This window comes from Polynucleobacter sp. AM-26B4 (assembly GCF_018882285.1).
GTDB lineage: Bacteria > Pseudomonadota > Gammaproteobacteria > Burkholderiales > Burkholderiaceae > Polynucleobacter.
On sequence record NZ_JACVOT010000001.1, the window covers coordinates 1,493,939 to 1,508,396 of the forward strand.

The following is a 14,458-nucleotide window of genomic DNA, read 5'->3' on the forward strand; positions in this document are numbered from 1 at the left end:
TTCCTTTTGTAACAAACTTGGATGTTCAAATCATCAAACACCCAAGCAACTAATCAAACAGCCATTAAATACTTTGAAGTCTCTTCAGTGCTTCAGCCAAAGTACTCTCTTTTTTGGCAAAGCAAAACCTGATCACACCTGATTCAACTGGGTCGCTGTAGAAAGCAGATACCGGAATAGCCGCCACGCCCACTTCTTTTGTTAGCCACTGACAAAAATCAGAGCTATTCAATTTAGATTGTGGAATACCCAGTTGCGTGTAATCAACGCACTGGAAGTAAGTGCCAGGGGCAGGCAATAGCTTGAATTTAGTTTGCTCTAAACCTTGGCGCATGTAATTTCTCTTGGTCTGATAGAAACCTGCCAAATTCAAATATGGATCAGGATTTTTTAAATAGTCAGCCAAGCCATACTGAACTGGGGTGTTGATGGTGAAGACATTGAACTGATGAACTTTTCTAAATTCAGCGCTCAAGTGAGCAGGGGCAGCCACATAGCCAACTTTCCAGCCAGTGACGTGATACGTTTTGCCAAAGCTAGAAATAACAAAACTGCGTTGTGCTAACTCAGGATGGCGCGCCACGCTTTGATGGTCTTTGCCATCAAAGACCATGTGCTCATACACCTCATCACTGCAAATCAAAATATCCGTGTCTCGAACCAAATCAGCCAGACGATCAATGTCAGTAGACTCCCACACCATCCCCGTTGGATTGTGAGGGGAGTTGATCATGATCATTTTGGTGCGGGGAGTGATGGCTTTTGCCATGGCATCCCATGGGATTTCATAACCAGTGATGTCACCAGCTTCATTTCTCTTCACAATCAACTGAACTGGTACAGCGGTGCCTCCAACTGTATCAATGGATGGGATGTAAGAGTCGTAGACAGGCTCAATCACAATCACTTCATCGCCAGGATTGATGGCACATGCAATCACCGTAAAAATTCCTTGAGTGCCGCCAGCAGTGATGGTGATCTCTGTGGCTGGATCGTAATGATGACCATACAAGGTGCTTATCTTTTGGCTGACAGCCTCGCGCAAGGTTGCAATACCCGCCATAGGTGGATATTGATTGTGGCCATCACGCATGGCTTTATAAACAGCCTCTGGTAAAGCAGGATCGCAATCAAAGTCCGGAAAACCTTGACCCAAGTTGATGGCTTTGTGCTCATTGGCAAGGGCAGACATCACGGTAAAAATCGTGGTGCCAACTTTGGGTAAGCGAGTTGGAAGCGGTATTTGTCTCAAAGCAGTATTATTTAGATTCATTTAATTTGAATATTCTGCCATGTTGATCGTACTTTCGCCTGCAAAAAGTTTGGACTATGAAAATCCGCCCACGACGGATAAGCATACCTTGCCTATTTTCATCAATGAATCTGCCAAGTTGGTGACAGATTTAAAAAAACTGTCTTTACAAGAAGTCGCTGAATTGATGGATTTATCTGACAAATTAGCTGCTTTGAACGTGGCACGTTTTGGCGATTGGTCTAAAAAGTTCACTGCTAAAAATAGCAAACAGGCTATTTTGGCTTTCAATGGTGATGTTTATGAAGGGCTTGATGCCCCATCTTTGAACGCTAAGGCTTTGGATTACACCCAAGAGCATGTCAGAGTTCTTTCAGGCCTCTATGGTGTTTTAAAACCTTTGGATTTAATGCAGCCATACCGTTTGGAAATGGGTACTTCATTCAAAAATACAGTTGGTAAAGATCTCTATGCTTTTTGGGGTGACAAAATCACTTTGGCTCTAAAGGAAGAGCTTGAAAAACATAAATCTAAAACCTTGATCAATTTGGCTTCAGATGAGTACTTCAAATCTGTTAAAGCTGATAAATTAGGTTTTCCAATCGTCGCTCCTGTCTTTCAGGATGAAAAGGCTGGCAAATACAAGATTGTTTCTTTCTATGCCAAGCGTGCAAGAGGTTTGATGACTCGTTTCATCATTGATAACAAAATTGATAAAGCCGCTGACTTAAAAGACTTTGACTACGAAGGTTATAAGTTTGCTCCTAAAGAAAGTACTGATGCAAAACCTGTGTTCCGAAGAAAAGAGCAGTGATCTGAATGTTGATAAAACAAGCATCAAAGTTATTCTTGGGCTTTGCAGCTCTATCTGTCTTGATGGGTGGCGCGATGGCGAATGAAGAGCCACGTTATGAAGTCATCAAAAAAGAAGAGAACTTTGAAGTTCGCCGTTATCAGCCAATGATCATTGCTGAGGTGTTGGTTGCTGGTGCTTTGAGTGAAGCATCCAACAAAGGATTTCGTCAGATAGCTGACTTTATCTTTGGCAACAATGAAGATCCAATTAAGAAGCAGTCAGAAAAAATTGCCATGACGGCACCCGTGACCATGGAAGCGGATACATCATCAAAGATTGCTATGACAGCGCCTGTCACCATGGAGGGCAGTGGTGGTGCATGGAAAATGGCCTTTGTGATGCCAAGTAAGTTCACCATGGAGACTCTGCCTAAGCCTAAAAATCCAAACATCACCATCAAACAAATACCAACTCAGCAACTAGCAGTTGTGACTTTCAGTGGTTGGGTGGATGAAGAGAAGTTAGCAGCGCAAACGACTCGTTTGAATGAGTGGATGGCTAAGAATGGTTTGAAGTCTTCTGGTTCAGCACAGCTATCACGCTACAACCCGCCTTGGACTTTGCCATTTTGGCGCCGCAATGAAGTTTGGATGAAGCTGGACTAATTGTCTAAGTTTCGGTACGCTTAAAGAGTGCTTAAATCAACCTGAACCCTTTTGCCCTGCAATCGGCTTTTAGCTAGCTCCGTTAGATGGACATCGTCCAGTCTCTCCAAGAGTGCCTCATAACATTTTGCCGACAAAATATACGCAACAGGCTTTTTAGAGCTGTAAACGGCAATTGGTGAAGACCTTAACTCTTCAATGATGTCATTAAGGTTCTTACGTAAATTTGAAATACTGATTTTTGAATGCTTCATGAATGCGTTTAATGAAATAACGGTTGCTGACTTGGTGTGTCATCAGGCATTTCAGCATGAACGATTTCACCGGCACGATCAACGAACATCGGTACACCACAATCTTCACAAACTTCTAGGCTGAATAACTCAGAGTGTCTGAACTGATCTTCAACCCCTGAGTTTTTGATCGTGTCATAAATTTCTCGAATAGGGCTGTCTTCAATCGAAATATCGTTGATTGAATCATTGGCAACAGTTTCTCTGTCGTACAAAGGCCAAACCACGCCATAGAGGATTTCTTTCGAACCTTTTAGAGCAAAAGATATTCTGTACTCATCACATTGCTCATCACCGAAACCAGCAATGATGCAAGACAGGCCAGCAGGCTCAACGCTTAACATTGACTCAAGATAATTGACGGCTGCCAAAATACTCAAAGGCCTGATCTTGCGATCTGCTTCACGACAGTTGGTGAAATAAGCCTCTGGTAAAGATAGTTCGAATTCGCAGCCTGGCATGATCGCTGCAATCGTATCTTGCATACCTGTTTGCCAGTTCTGCAAACAAACACTGCGCTCTTGGCGTCTAGGCGCATCTTCTTGCCATCTAAAAATCGGGCCACCAGAAGGAGCTGCAACTGCACCAACGATATAACGAGGATCAGCCAAAACAGGAATTGTTTCAGGCATGTCGCGCAACTCTAATTTGATTTCTCCGGCATTCACGGCTGCAGAGGCTAGCTTCTCAAGTAACAAGCGAGTTTGACAGTGTGAATGAGGCATTTGATCGATGCTGTAGAGCCAAGGCACCAATGCAATCAAAGCATCTTGCGCAATGATCTGGTCGTGCAACAAATTACCTGTCGCGGCGATTGATTCAGAACTGAGCTTGCCTGAAGGAATGCTGTAACGAGTTCTTGCGATGATTGGAATCGCAATCAACACCACATCCCAGCTCTTGCCGTCTTGTTCTAATGTCAACGACTCTGCCAAGGTCTCAGCGTTTTCTGCCAATGAGTCAAAAGCAATTGGATTGATCTTGAGTGTTTGATCTAATGCACTCTCAATCGCATTTTGATTTTGCGCATGCAATAAGCGCAATAAACGATCGAGTAATTTGGTTTCCCAAAAAATATCTTCTACACGACTACCCGATGCTGCCAATGACAGTGCATCAGAAACCAAGCGTTCTGCTTCAGGTGAAATGCGTGAGGAATTTTTAGGGCGATAACTAGACATAAACACATTCTAAGCAAAACAAGACCCTATGGTTGAAACCTTGCAACTATATTTTTATTGATGACTTAAATTAACTTTTCAGCCTTGGCTGGAATAGCATGGCCAGTTAAATGAGCTTTTTGCAAAATAGTCCAGAAATACCTGTAACTAGCTCGATCATGAAGTTTGCCTTCATGTTGGATTGGTCCCCATTGAGCTTCTTGAGCTGCCAAGAGAATAGAGCAGGCCTCATCAATCTCATTCGGTGTTGGAGACAAAGTCTTCACGATCACAGGAATCTGATTCGGATGAATACTCCACTTGCGTGTGAAGCCAAATTCATTCTTGGCACGCAGAGTATCGGATTCAATGATGGCGACATCATTGATATTCGTGCAAACATTGTGAGAGGGCACTTTGCCATGCGCGTGGCAGGCTGCTGAAATCTCTAGCATCGCGCGTGCGACCAATGGATGATCGAACTGACCGCGGTCCATCGCATTGCCAGGAATGGCACCATGATGGGCTGAAACAAAATCCATCAAACCAAAACTCAAAGACTCCACTTGTTCTAAAGCAGCAATCCCTTGCACATCTTGAAGTGCGCCATGAGTTTCAATCAAGACTTGAATTGGAATCACTCGGCCAATGTTGGCAGTTTTAGCGACGTGATTGATTTCATCAATGATGCTTTGAGTTTGTGTGGCTGAAACCACTTTCGGAATCATCACGAAGGCGATTTTTTTACCAGCTTGCTTGATCAGAGTGGCGACATCCGCTTTCCAAGAAGGATGACTCGGATCATGGATTCTGACGCCAACACGATTGAAACGATTATCTGAACTTAAGAGGATGTCGGCAACCAGTTGAGCATGTTCTGCTTCTTTACCAACAGGTGCGCCATCTTCACAATCAAACGTGATATCAAAGACTGGACCCAGTTCTGCTTGCAAAGCCAGTGCCTTGCGCATGCGAACTTCGGTGCCTGCGTAGTGATCACAAACAGGTAAGGCCCTCGGAAGGGCCTCACCTTGGAACAACACTTGACTAGGTTGCATGAGTTGAGCGTTTGCTTATAGCAAATGCTTCACGCCTTCTTGCTCTTCAGTCAATTCATTCAATGTGAAATTCATGCGCTCACGTGAGAATGCATCAACTTCTAAACCTTGAACAATTTTGTACTCGCCGTTTTCGCAAGTCACTGGGAAGCCATACATCACTTCCTTAGGAATGTCGTATGAACCATCTGATGGAATACCCATTGTGACCCACTTACCATTTGTGCCGCAGTGCCAATCATGGATGTGATCAATTGCTGCGTTAGCCGCAGAAGCTGCTGAAGACAAACCGCGTGCATCAATGATCGCTGCACCACGCTTACCAACTGTTGGCAAGAATGTGTTCTTGTTCCACTCTTCGTCATTGATCATTTGCTTCACTGATTGACCGCCAATCGTTGCGAAACGATAGTCAGGGTACATCGTTGGGCTGTGGTTGCCCCATACGATCAATTTCTCAATATCAGCCACTGCTTTACCAGTCTTAGCTGCTAATTGTGACAAAGCACGGTTGTGGTCCAAACGTAACATCGCTGTGAAGTTCTTAGCTGGTAGGTCTGGTGCAGATTTCATGGCGATATAAGCATTGGTGTTTGCTGGGTTACCAACAACCAATGTTTTAACAGTGCGCTTAGCTACTGCGTTCAAGGCTTTACCTTGAGCAGTGAAAATTTGTGCGTTGGCTGACAAAAGATCCTTACGCTCCATACCGGGACCACGAGGACGGGCACCTACTAGAACTGCGTAGTCAATATCTTTGAATGCTGTCATTGGATCGCTATGAGCTGTCATGCCTGCTAGCAATGGGAATGCGCAGTCATCGATCTCCATCATCACGCCTGAAAGGGCTTTTTGAGCTTTTTCATCAGGGATTTCTAACAACTGCAAAATCACCGGTTGGTCTTTACCCAACATGTCGCCATTAGCGATGCGGAATAGTAATGAATAGCCAATTTGGCCGGCTGCGCCAGTAACTGCGACGCGCAAAGGTGCTTTTGCCATGAGTTTGCTCCGAGCTTAAATTAAAAAAAGTTATATTGCGCCTTGGTTCTGACGCTAAACGTACAAAGTTTAGGACTTTATGACTATTTCTGTCAAATAGTCTTATATAAGACATAAGTCTATAGACTAAAACCCCTTGGTTGTGATGAAATAACGGTCATGACTGAAACAATTGCAACTTTTAGCCCGCTTTATCAACAAATCAAGGCGCTAATACTGGGAAGCTTGCAGGCTGGGGAGTGGAAGCCTGGCGAAGCCATTCCTAGTGAAAATGACCTGGCCACCAGGTTCAAGGTCAGCCAGGGCACAGTTCGCAAGGCGATTGACGAGTTGGCCAGTGAAAATCTCTTGGTCAGAAGGCAGGGTAAGGGCACTTTTGTGGCTACCCACCATGAAGATCGGGTTCATTTCAGGTTTTTGAGACTGGTTCCAGATAACGGTGAGCCGCATTACCCAAAAAGTACTATTTTGGACTGTAAGCGCTTAAGAGCGCCGGCTGAGATCGCCCGTTTATTGGATCTGAAGTCCGGCGATGCAGTGATTCAGATTGAGCGTATTCTGTATTTCTCCGAAGAAGCAACCGTTTATGAAGAAATTTGGCTGCCAGGAACAACTTTTAAAGGTTTGAGCGTTGAGCGCCTAGTTGACTGGCGTGGACCGATGTACGCCTTGTTTGAAACTGAATTTGGCACCCACATGGTGCGTGCAACTGAACGTTTAAGAGCCGTTGCTGCCGATGAGTTGTCCGCCAAGCACTTAGGAGTTGAGCAAAATACTCCACTATTGGCTGTGGAGCGTGTCTCATACACCTACGGAGAGCGTCCAGTCGAGGTTCGTAAAGCCGTTTATTTGACGGCAAGCCATCATTATTTAAATGAATTAAATTAACGATGTAGGCAGTTTTAAATATTTTTTGGATTTAGCAGCAGTTTTTTTTGAAAAGTCAGACTTAAGAAAGTTAATTAAGCGATAAAATCATTTGTTTTGCAGCACAGCAAAAAATAATTAGGGGTTTGAAATGCCAGAATTTAGAAATATTCATGTTTTTGACTTAATGAAATATCGTTTGCCATGGGCTGGCAAAGTATCAATCTTGCATCGCGTGAGCGGCTTATTGATGTTCATTTTGATTCCATTTGTGCTTTATCTTCTAGATAAAAGCATCACTTCAGAGATCAGCTTCGAAACTTTTAAATCGGTGATGGCTCATCCGATCATCAAATTGATCGTTCTAGCTTTGATTTGGTCATACCTTCATCACTTCTGTGCTGGCATTCGTTTCTTGATGCTTGATCTTCACAAAGGTATTGATAAGTACTCAGCTGCTAAATCAGCAGTTGGTGTTCTAGTGGTTAGTTTGAGTTTGACAGCGGTGTGTGCTGCCAAGCTATTTGGTTTGTTTTAAGGAATCCACATGGCTAATAACAATATCGGACCAAAGCGCATCGTAGTTGGTGCCCATTACGGCCTCAAAGACTGGTTGTTGCAACGCGTGACAGCGGTCATTCTGATTATCTTTACATTAATTTTGTTGGTGTCATTTTTGCTAGGTGATGCAACTTATGAAGCTTGGTCTGGTTTGTTTGCCAACCAAATCATGAAGTTGATCACATTACTGGCCATCATGAGCTTGTTGTATCACGCATGGATTGGTGTTCGCGACATCTGGATGGATTACATCAAACCAGTGAGCATTCGTTTGACACTGCACGTATTAACCGCGTTATGGCTGATTGCTTGTTTCGGCTATACCGCTCAAATCCTTTGGAGGGTGTAACGCATGGCTGCCATCAAGACAGCATTACCTACACGTCGTTTTGACGTTGTTATCGTTGGTGCCGGCGGTGCCGGTATGCGAGCTTCATTGCAATTGGCTGAAGCTGGCTTAAACGTTGCAGTTCTCTCAAAAGTTTTCCCAACACGTTCACACACAGTGGCAGCGCAGGGTGGTATAGGCGCTTCATTGGGTAACATGAGTGACGACAATTGGCACTACCACTTCTTTGACACAGTCAAAGGTTCTGACTGGTTGGGTGACCAAGATGCGATCGAGTTCATGTGTCGTGAAGCTCCAAAAGTGGTTTACGAGTTAGAGCATTACGGTATGCCTTTTGACCGCAACCCTGACGGCACTATTTATCAGCGCCCGTTCGGTGGTCATACTGCGAACTACGGTGAAAAAGCTGTGCAACGTGCTTGTGCTGCAGCCGACCGTACTGGTCACGCTTTATTGCACACACTCTATCAGCGCAACGTGCGCGCCAAGACACACTTCTTTGTTGAATGGATGGCGCTAGACGTTATTCGTGACTCTGAAGGTGATGTGGTTGGTGTGACTGCTTTAGAAATGGAAACTGGAGAGGTTCATATTCTTCAGGCCAAGTGCGTAATGTTTGCAACTGGTGGTGCTGGCCGTATTTGGCAAGCCTCAACCAATGCTTTCATCAACACAGGTGATGGTATGGGTATGGCAGCTCGCGCTGGTGTACCACTAGAAGACATGGAATTCTGGCAATTCCACCCAACCGGTGTTGCTGGTGCGGGTGTGTTGTTGACAGAAGGTTGTCGTGGTGAAGGTGCGATTCTATTGAACAGCGCTGGTGAGCGTTTCATGGAGCGTTATGCACCAACTCTTAAAGACCTAGCGCCAAGAGACTTCATTTCTCGTTGTATGGACCAAGAGATCAAAGAGGGACGTGGTTGTGGTCCAAATAAAGACTACATCGAGCTCGACTTAACTCACTTGGGCGCCGATACGATTCACAAGCGTTTGCCATCTGTTTATGAGATTGGTATCAACTTCGCTAACGTGGACGTGACGAAGAATCCAATTCCAGTTGTGCCAACGATTCACTACCAGATGGGTGGTATTCCAACCAACATTCATGGTCAAGTGGTCGCTCCTAAGAATGGCAACCCGAATGAAATCATCAATGGCTTCTACGCGATGGGCGAGTGCTCTTGCGTATCAGTACACGGTGCCAATCGTTTAGGTACTAACTCATTGTTAGACTTGTTGGTGTTTGGCCGTGCTGCTGGTAACCACGTTGTGGAAACAGCATTGAAACAAAAAGAGCACAAGCCACTACCAGCAGATGCTGCTGATAGCTCATTGGCACGTTTGGCGAAGTTGGATAACTCAACATCTGGTGAGTACACACAAGATGTGGCCAACGACATTCGTAGCACGATGCAAAAACATTGCGGCGTATTCCGTACTCAGGAACTCATGGATGGCGGCGTTACAAAAATGGCAGCCATCACTGAGCGCGCTAAGAGCATTCACTTGAAAGACAAGTCAAAAGTGTTCAACACAGCTCGCATCGAAGCTCTTGAATTAGAGAACTTGGTTGAGGCTGCGAATGCCACAATGGTTTCAGCTGCTGCTCGTAAAGAAAGCCGTGGCGCTCATGCGCACGATGATCACCCTGAGCGTAATGACCAGCAATGGATGAAACACACACTTTGGTACAGCGAAGGTAACAAGCTTGATTACAAGCCTGTGAAATTAACTCCGCTAACCGTTGAATCTATTCCACCAAAAGTTCGTACTTTCTAAAAGTATTAAGGAAGAAACATGAGCGATACACGTATATTTGAAGTCTACCGTTACGATCCAGAAGTCGATGCAGCGCCACGCATGCAAAGTTATGAGGTGGAGTTGGATGGTTCTGAGCGCATGTTGTTAGATGCGTTGATGAAGCTAAAGAAGATGGACGAGACTTTGTCTTTCCGTCGTTCTTGCCGCGAAGGTGTTTGTGGATCTGATGCCATGAACATCAATGGTAAGAATGGCTTGGCTTGCTTGACCAATATGTTGACTTTGCCAAAGAAAATTTCTTTGCGCCCATTGCCTGGTTTGCCAGTGGTGCGTGACCTGATTGTTGACATGACTCAGTTCTTCAAGCAATACCACTCGATTCGCCCATATTTGGTGAACGACACGCCACCGCCTGAGAAAGAGCGTTTGCAAAGTCCAGAAGAGCGTGAAGAGTTGGATGGTTTGTATGAGTGCATCTTGTGTGCTTCATGCTCAACATCTTGCCCATCATTCTGGTGGAACCCAGATAAGTTTGTGGGTCCAGCTGGCTTGTTACAAGCTTACCGTTTCATCGCTGACAGCCGTGATCAAGTGACATCAGAGCGTTTGGATAACTTAGAAGATCCATACCGTTTGTTCCGTTGCCACACCATCATGAACTGTGTGGATGTTTGTCCTAAAGGATTGAACCCAACAAAAGCGATTGGTAAGATCAAAGAGTTAATGGTTCGACGAGCTGTTTAATGCCGATACCATCTGAAACCTTGTCGCTCTTGCGTTGGCGTGCGCGACGAGGTTTGCTGGAAAATGATTTGATGATGGAGCGCTTCTTTGAACGCTTTCATGATCGGATTGAAGAGAGTGACTTAGAGCCTCTCAATACGTTGTTAGATTTAAGTGACAATGACTTGATGGATTTGTTGCTGCGTCGCAAGGAACCGGAGGGGGAACTTGCGACTGAAGGTGTGCATCGTGTTCTAGCCATGCTGCGCCCAGTTAGAAATTAATCATTTCTACAAAAGAAGTTGCTAGGAATAAAACTTGTTAGTTTGCTAAAAACAAAAACGCGTATAAGGGATTGAAATATGAACGCAACAAATGAAAAAGCCACGTTATCGTTCTCAGATGGCACGCCCGCCATTGAGTTACCAATCTACAAGGGTGTGGTTGGCCCTGACGTGATTGATATTCGCAAACTATACGGTCAGACAGGTAAGTTCACTTATGACCCAGGTTTTATGTCTACTGCTTCATGTAACTCAAAGATCACTTATATCGATGGTGACAAAGGTGAGTTGCTTTATCGCGGTTACCAGATTCAGGATTTGGCCACTAACTGTGACTTCTTAGAGTCTTGCTATTTATTATTAAAAGGCGAGTTGCCAAATGCAGCTCAAAAGAAAGAATTTGATGACTTGGTCATGCACCACACCATGGTGCACGAGCAAATGCAATTCTTCTTGCGCGGCTTCCGCCGTGACGCACACCCAATGGCTGTATTGACTGGCTTGGTGGGCGGTATGGCTGCTTTCTATCACGATGGTTTAGACATCAACGATGCTCATCAACGTGAAGTGTCACAAATTCGTTTGATCGCAAAAATGCCAACATTGGTTGCGATGGCTTACAAGTATTCAGTTGGCCAACCAATGATTTACCCAAAGAACAATCTTTCATACACAGCTAACTTCATGCAAATGATGTTTGCAACGCCATGTGAAGAGTACAAGGTGAATGAAGTATTGGTCAGAGCTTTGGATCGCATCTTCATTTTGCATGCTGACCACGAACAAAACGCTTCAACTTCAACAGTTCGTTTGGCAGGTTCTTCAGGCACCAATCCTTTTGCTGCAATTGCTGCTGGTGTGGCTTGCTTGTGGGGTCCTGCTCACGGTGGTGCTAACGAAGCTTGTTTGCAGATGTTGGAAGAGATTCAAGCCAACGGTGGTGTTGAGAAGATTGATGAGTTCATTGCTAAAGTTAAAGACAAGAACTCTGGTGTTCGTTTGATGGGCTTTGGTCACCGTGTTTACAAAAACTTTGACCCGCGCGCTAAATTGATGCGTGAAACATGTCATGAAGTTCTAAAAGAATTAGGTCTTGAGAATGATCCATTGTTCAAGTTGGCAATGACACTTGAGAAGATTGCTTTGGAAGACGAGTACTTCGTGAGCCGTAAGTTATATCCAAACGTTGACTTCTACTCAGGCATTGTTCAGCGCGCACTGGGTATTCCAACAGAAATGTTCACTTGTATCTTTGCTCTTGCACGTACAGTGGGTTGGATTTCACAGTGGGAAGAAATGATCACTGATTCAGAGTACAAGATTGGCCGTCCACGTCAGTTGTTTGTTGGTAGCCCAACACGTGCTGTTAAACCAATCGCAAAGCGTTAATTAGGAAGATTCATGGCTCGTACTTTGTATGACAAGTTGTGGGATGACCATGTTGTTCACATGGAAGAGGACGGTACCACTGTCCTCTACATTGATCGACAGTTATTGCATGAAGTGACCAGCCCTCAAGCCTTTGAGGGTTTGTCTTTAGCGCAGCGCCCAGTTTGGAGAAATTCAGCGAACTTGGCGGTGTCTGATCACAACGTTCCTACAACTGATCGTTCAGAAGGCATCAAAGATCCAGTGTCACGTTTACAAATCGACACCTTGGATCAAAACTGCGATGCATTTGGTATCACTCAATACAAGATGCACGATAAGCGTCAAGGCATCGTGCACGTGATTGGACCAGAGCAGGGCGCTACATTGCCTGGCATGACAGTGGTTTGCGGTGACTCTCATACAAGTACGCACGGTGCTTTTGGTGCATTGGCGTTTGGTATTGGCACATCAGAAGTGGAGCATGTCTTGGCCACTCAAACTTTGCTGATGAAGAAAAGCAAAAACATGTTGGTGCGAGTCGAAGGTCAACTGCCTTTGGGTTGCTCTGCTAAAGATATTGTTTTAGCCATTATTGGCAAGATTGGCACTGCTGGTGGTACGGGTTACACGATTGAGTTTGCCGGTCAAGCAATCCGTGCTTTATCCATGGAAGGTCGCATGACCATCTGCAACATGGCGATTGAGGCAGGTGCTCGTGCAGGTATTGTGGGTGTTGATGAAACAACCATCAACTACGTCAAGGGTCGTCCTTATGCTCCAGCAGAAGGTGAAGCTTGGCGTCAAGCTTTGCAGTACTGGAGAAAATTACACACTGATGAAGGCGCAGTATTTGACCGAGTGGTCGAGTTGCGCGCAGAAGAGATCAAGCCGCAAGTGACTTGGGGTACTTCGCCAGAAATGGTTTTATCGATTGAAGACAAAGTACCTGATCCTGAAAAAGAAAAAGATCCGGTCAAGCGTGAAGCAATGGAAAGAGCTTTGAGCTATATGGCACTCACGCCTAATACAGCGATTGAAGCCATCATGGTTGATAAAGTATTCATTGGTTCTTGCACCAATAGTCGTATTGAAGACATCCGCGCGGCTGCTCGCGTGGTTGAGCGCATCGCCAAGAAAGTATCACCAACTGTGAAGTTGGCGATGGTGGTTCCTGGTTCTGGTTTAGTGAAAGAGCAAGCTGAGCGCGAAGGTTTGGATCGCGTGTTCAAGGCCGCTGGCTTTGAGTGGCGTGAGCCTGGTTGCTCGATGTGTTTGGCCATGAATGCTGATCGTTTAGAGCCAGGTGAGCGTTGCGCTTCAACATCAAACCGTAATTTTGAGGGACGCCAAGGTAATGGCGGAAGAACACATTTGGTGAGCCCTGCGATGGCTGCAGCTGCAGCTTTAGAAGGTCACTTTGTTGATGTTCGTAAAATAGCGTAAATCCCGGAGACAATAAATATGAGAACTTTAAAATTAGCACTTGCTTGTTTGATGGCAACTTCATTGATGGCTTGCAATACGATTTCTGGTATTGGTCAAGATCTTCAGAACTTAGGAACCGTGGTTGATAAAAACATGCCTAAGAAATCTGATTCTGGCAATGAAGCTTCAAATTCTGGCGTGGTTGTTACTCCGGTTAAATAATGAATAAGTTCACAGTACACCAAGGCTTGGTTGTTCCGCTTGATCGCGAGAACGTGGATACCGATGCCATCATTCCAAAACAGTTTTTGAAATCAATCAAAAGAACTGGTTTTGGACAAAACTTATTTGATGAGTGGCGTTACTTAGATCATGGTGAACCTGGCCAAGATTGCACTAACCGTCCAATCAATCCTGATTTTGTTTTAAACCAATCTCGCTACAAAGGCGCCAGCATTCTTTTGGCTCGCCAAAACTTTGGCTGTGGCAGTTCTCGTGAGCATGCTCCTTGGGCTTTAGAGCAGTATGGTTTTAGAGCAGTGATTGCGCCAAGCTTTGCAGATATCTTTTTTAACAACTGTTACAAAAATGGTTTGTTACCAATCGTTTTAACTGCACAGCAAGTGGATCACTTGTTCAATGAAACAGCCGCATTCAATGGTTACCAGTTAACCATTGATCTAGAGAAGCAACAGGTGATTGCGCCTGATGGCCGCACGTATGATTTTGATATCGCGGCATTCAGAAAATATTGCATGGTCAATGGACTGGACGATATTGGTTTGACATTGCGACACGCAGACAAAATCAAGACTTATGAGTCTGAGAGAGTTCTGCGCATGCCTTGGTTAGCGACAAAGCTTCCTTAATTTTTTCCTGTTTAAAGGT

17 protein-coding genes are annotated in these 14,458 nt (G+C 44.8%); 12 read left to right on the forward strand and 5 right to left on the reverse strand.

What is annotated here, in order from left to right; all coding sequences use genetic code 11:
• Window positions 1-64: 64 nt before the first annotated feature.
• Window positions 65-1,273, reverse strand: coding sequence for a pyridoxal phosphate-dependent aminotransferase (locus tag ICE88_RS07640; RefSeq protein ID WP_216251305.1), 1,209 nt, complete (start codon window positions 1,271-1,273; stop codon window positions 65-67).
• Between the two features lie 19 nt (window positions 1,274-1,292).
• Here ICE88_RS07640 and yaaA point away from each other — a divergent pair, with 19 nt between their 5' ends.
• Window positions 1,293-2,066, forward strand: coding sequence for a peroxide stress protein YaaA (gene yaaA, locus ICE88_RS07645; protein ID WP_216251309.1), 774 nt, complete (start codon window positions 1,293-1,295; stop codon window positions 2,064-2,066).
• 5 nt (window positions 2,067-2,071) lie between these two features.
• Window positions 2,072-2,713 carry a heme-binding protein gene (locus ICE88_RS07650; RefSeq protein WP_255535266.1) on the forward strand — a complete coding sequence of 214 codons (642 nt, stop codon included), beginning with the start codon at window positions 2,072-2,074 and terminating at the stop codon, window positions 2,711-2,713.
• A 20-nt stretch (window positions 2,714-2,733) separates the two neighbouring features.
• Here ICE88_RS07650 and ICE88_RS08655 read toward each other — a convergent pair whose 3' ends face one another.
• The 4 genes from ICE88_RS08655 to ICE88_RS07670 form a co-directional block, all read right to left on the reverse strand.
• Window positions 2,734-2,967 (reverse strand): type II toxin-antitoxin system Phd/YefM family antitoxin, encoded by a 234-nt coding sequence (locus tag ICE88_RS08655; protein WP_216251315.1) that lies wholly within the window; start codon window positions 2,965-2,967, stop codon window positions 2,734-2,736.
• Between the two features lie 8 nt (window positions 2,968-2,975).
• Window positions 2,976-4,187 (reverse strand): DUF2863 family protein, encoded by a 1,212-nt coding sequence (locus ICE88_RS07660; protein WP_216251318.1) that lies wholly within the window; start codon window positions 4,185-4,187, stop codon window positions 2,976-2,978.
• A gap of 65 nt (window positions 4,188-4,252) precedes the next feature.
• Window positions 4,253-5,224, reverse strand: coding sequence for a CoA ester lyase (locus tag ICE88_RS07665; RefSeq protein ID WP_216251320.1), 972 nt, complete (start codon window positions 5,222-5,224; stop codon window positions 4,253-4,255).
• Between the two features lie 15 nt (window positions 5,225-5,239).
• The gene (locus ICE88_RS07670; protein WP_216251323.1) at window positions 5,240-6,226 is read right to left on the reverse strand and encodes a malate dehydrogenase; all 987 of its coding nucleotides are present in this window, start codon (window positions 6,224-6,226) and stop codon (window positions 5,240-5,242) included.
• Window positions 6,227-6,385: 159 nt separating this feature from the next.
• Between ICE88_RS07670 and ICE88_RS07675 the strand changes: the two genes are divergently transcribed.
• From ICE88_RS07675 to leuD, 10 genes are all read left to right on the forward strand, one after another.
• Window positions 6,386-7,114, forward strand: coding sequence for a GntR family transcriptional regulator (locus tag ICE88_RS07675; protein ID WP_216251326.1), 729 nt, complete (start codon window positions 6,386-6,388; stop codon window positions 7,112-7,114).
• Between the two features lie 130 nt (window positions 7,115-7,244).
• Entirely contained in the window at window positions 7,245-7,631 is a 387-nt protein-coding gene (gene sdhC / locus ICE88_RS07680; RefSeq protein WP_215289701.1) for a succinate dehydrogenase, cytochrome b556 subunit, read from the forward strand.
• A 9-nt stretch (window positions 7,632-7,640) separates the two neighbouring features.
• Window positions 7,641-8,003, forward strand: a complete 363-nt coding sequence (gene sdhD / locus ICE88_RS07685; RefSeq protein WP_216251330.1) for a succinate dehydrogenase, hydrophobic membrane anchor protein — start codon at window positions 7,641-7,643, stop codon at window positions 8,001-8,003.
• 3 nt (window positions 8,004-8,006) lie between these two features.
• Window positions 8,007-9,785 carry a succinate dehydrogenase flavoprotein subunit gene (sdhA, locus tag ICE88_RS07690; protein ID WP_216251332.1) on the forward strand — a complete coding sequence of 593 codons (1,779 nt, stop codon included), beginning with the start codon at window positions 8,007-8,009 and terminating at the stop codon, window positions 9,783-9,785.
• Window positions 9,786-9,803: 18 nt separating this feature from the next.
• Window positions 9,804-10,511 (forward strand): succinate dehydrogenase iron-sulfur subunit, encoded by a 708-nt coding sequence (locus tag ICE88_RS07695; RefSeq protein WP_216251335.1) that lies wholly within the window; start codon window positions 9,804-9,806, stop codon window positions 10,509-10,511.
• Complete coding sequence (locus ICE88_RS07700) at window positions 10,511-10,774, forward strand: succinate dehydrogenase assembly factor 2 (protein ID WP_216251338.1); 264 nt, start codon at window positions 10,511-10,513, stop codon at window positions 10,772-10,774. The genes ICE88_RS07695 and ICE88_RS07700 overlap by 1 nt, the downstream gene beginning before the upstream one ends.
• Window positions 10,775-10,852: 78 nt before the next feature.
• Window positions 10,853-12,163 carry a citrate synthase gene (gene gltA / locus ICE88_RS07705; protein WP_216251341.1) on the forward strand — a complete coding sequence of 437 codons (1,311 nt, stop codon included), beginning with the start codon at window positions 10,853-10,855 and terminating at the stop codon, window positions 12,161-12,163.
• A gap of 12 nt (window positions 12,164-12,175) precedes the next feature.
• Entirely contained in the window at window positions 12,176-13,588 is a 1,413-nt protein-coding gene (gene leuC / locus ICE88_RS07710) for a 3-isopropylmalate dehydratase large subunit (protein ID WP_089515861.1), read from the forward strand.
• An 18-nt stretch (window positions 13,589-13,606) separates the two neighbouring features.
• Window positions 13,607-13,792, forward strand: coding sequence for a hypothetical protein (locus ICE88_RS08565; RefSeq protein ID WP_255535267.1), 186 nt, complete (start codon window positions 13,607-13,609; stop codon window positions 13,790-13,792).
• Window positions 13,792-14,439: a 3-isopropylmalate dehydratase small subunit gene (gene leuD, locus ICE88_RS07720; protein ID WP_216251343.1), complete on the forward strand. Its 648-nt coding sequence runs from the start codon at window positions 13,792-13,794 to the stop codon at window positions 14,437-14,439. The genes ICE88_RS08565 and leuD overlap by 1 nt, the downstream gene beginning before the upstream one ends.
• The last annotated feature ends 19 nt before the right edge of the window (window positions 14,440-14,458 follow it).

Coding starts and splice junctions, on each gene's coding strand:
- ICE88_RS07640 (WP_216251305.1), bottom strand. CDS start 1,273: ATGAATCTAAATAATACTGCTTTGAGACAAATACCGCTTCCAACTCGC.
- yaaA (WP_216251309.1), top strand. CDS start 1,293: ATGTTGATCGTACTTTCGCCTGCAAAAAGTTTGGACTATGAAAATCCG.
- ICE88_RS07650 (WP_255535266.1), top strand. CDS start 2,072: ATGTTGATAAAACAAGCATCAAAGTTATTCTTGGGCTTTGCAGCTCTA.
- ICE88_RS08655 (WP_216251315.1), bottom strand. CDS start 2,967: ATGAAGCATTCAAAAATCAGTATTTCAAATTTACGTAAGAACCTTAAT.
- ICE88_RS07660 (WP_216251318.1), bottom strand. CDS start 4,187: ATGTCTAGTTATCGCCCTAAAAATTCCTCACGCATTTCACCTGAAGCA.
- ICE88_RS07665 (WP_216251320.1), bottom strand. CDS start 5,224: ATGCAACCTAGTCAAGTGTTGTTCCAAGGTGAGGCCCTTCCGAGGGCC.
- ICE88_RS07670 (WP_216251323.1), bottom strand. CDS start 6,226: ATGGCAAAAGCACCTTTGCGCGTCGCAGTTACTGGCGCAGCCGGCCAA.
- ICE88_RS07675 (WP_216251326.1), top strand. CDS start 6,386: ATGACTGAAACAATTGCAACTTTTAGCCCGCTTTATCAACAAATCAAG.
- sdhC (WP_215289701.1), top strand. CDS start 7,245: ATGCCAGAATTTAGAAATATTCATGTTTTTGACTTAATGAAATATCGT.
- sdhD (WP_216251330.1), top strand. CDS start 7,641: ATGGCTAATAACAATATCGGACCAAAGCGCATCGTAGTTGGTGCCCAT.
- sdhA (WP_216251332.1), top strand. CDS start 8,007: ATGGCTGCCATCAAGACAGCATTACCTACACGTCGTTTTGACGTTGTT.
- ICE88_RS07695 (WP_216251335.1), top strand. CDS start 9,804: ATGAGCGATACACGTATATTTGAAGTCTACCGTTACGATCCAGAAGTC.
- ICE88_RS07700 (WP_216251338.1), top strand. CDS start 10,511: ATGCCGATACCATCTGAAACCTTGTCGCTCTTGCGTTGGCGTGCGCGA.
- gltA (WP_216251341.1), top strand. CDS start 10,853: ATGAACGCAACAAATGAAAAAGCCACGTTATCGTTCTCAGATGGCACG.
- leuC (WP_089515861.1), top strand. CDS start 12,176: ATGGCTCGTACTTTGTATGACAAGTTGTGGGATGACCATGTTGTTCAC.
- ICE88_RS08565 (WP_255535267.1), top strand. CDS start 13,607: ATGAGAACTTTAAAATTAGCACTTGCTTGTTTGATGGCAACTTCATTG.
- leuD (WP_216251343.1), top strand. CDS start 13,792: ATGAATAAGTTCACAGTACACCAAGGCTTGGTTGTTCCGCTTGATCGC.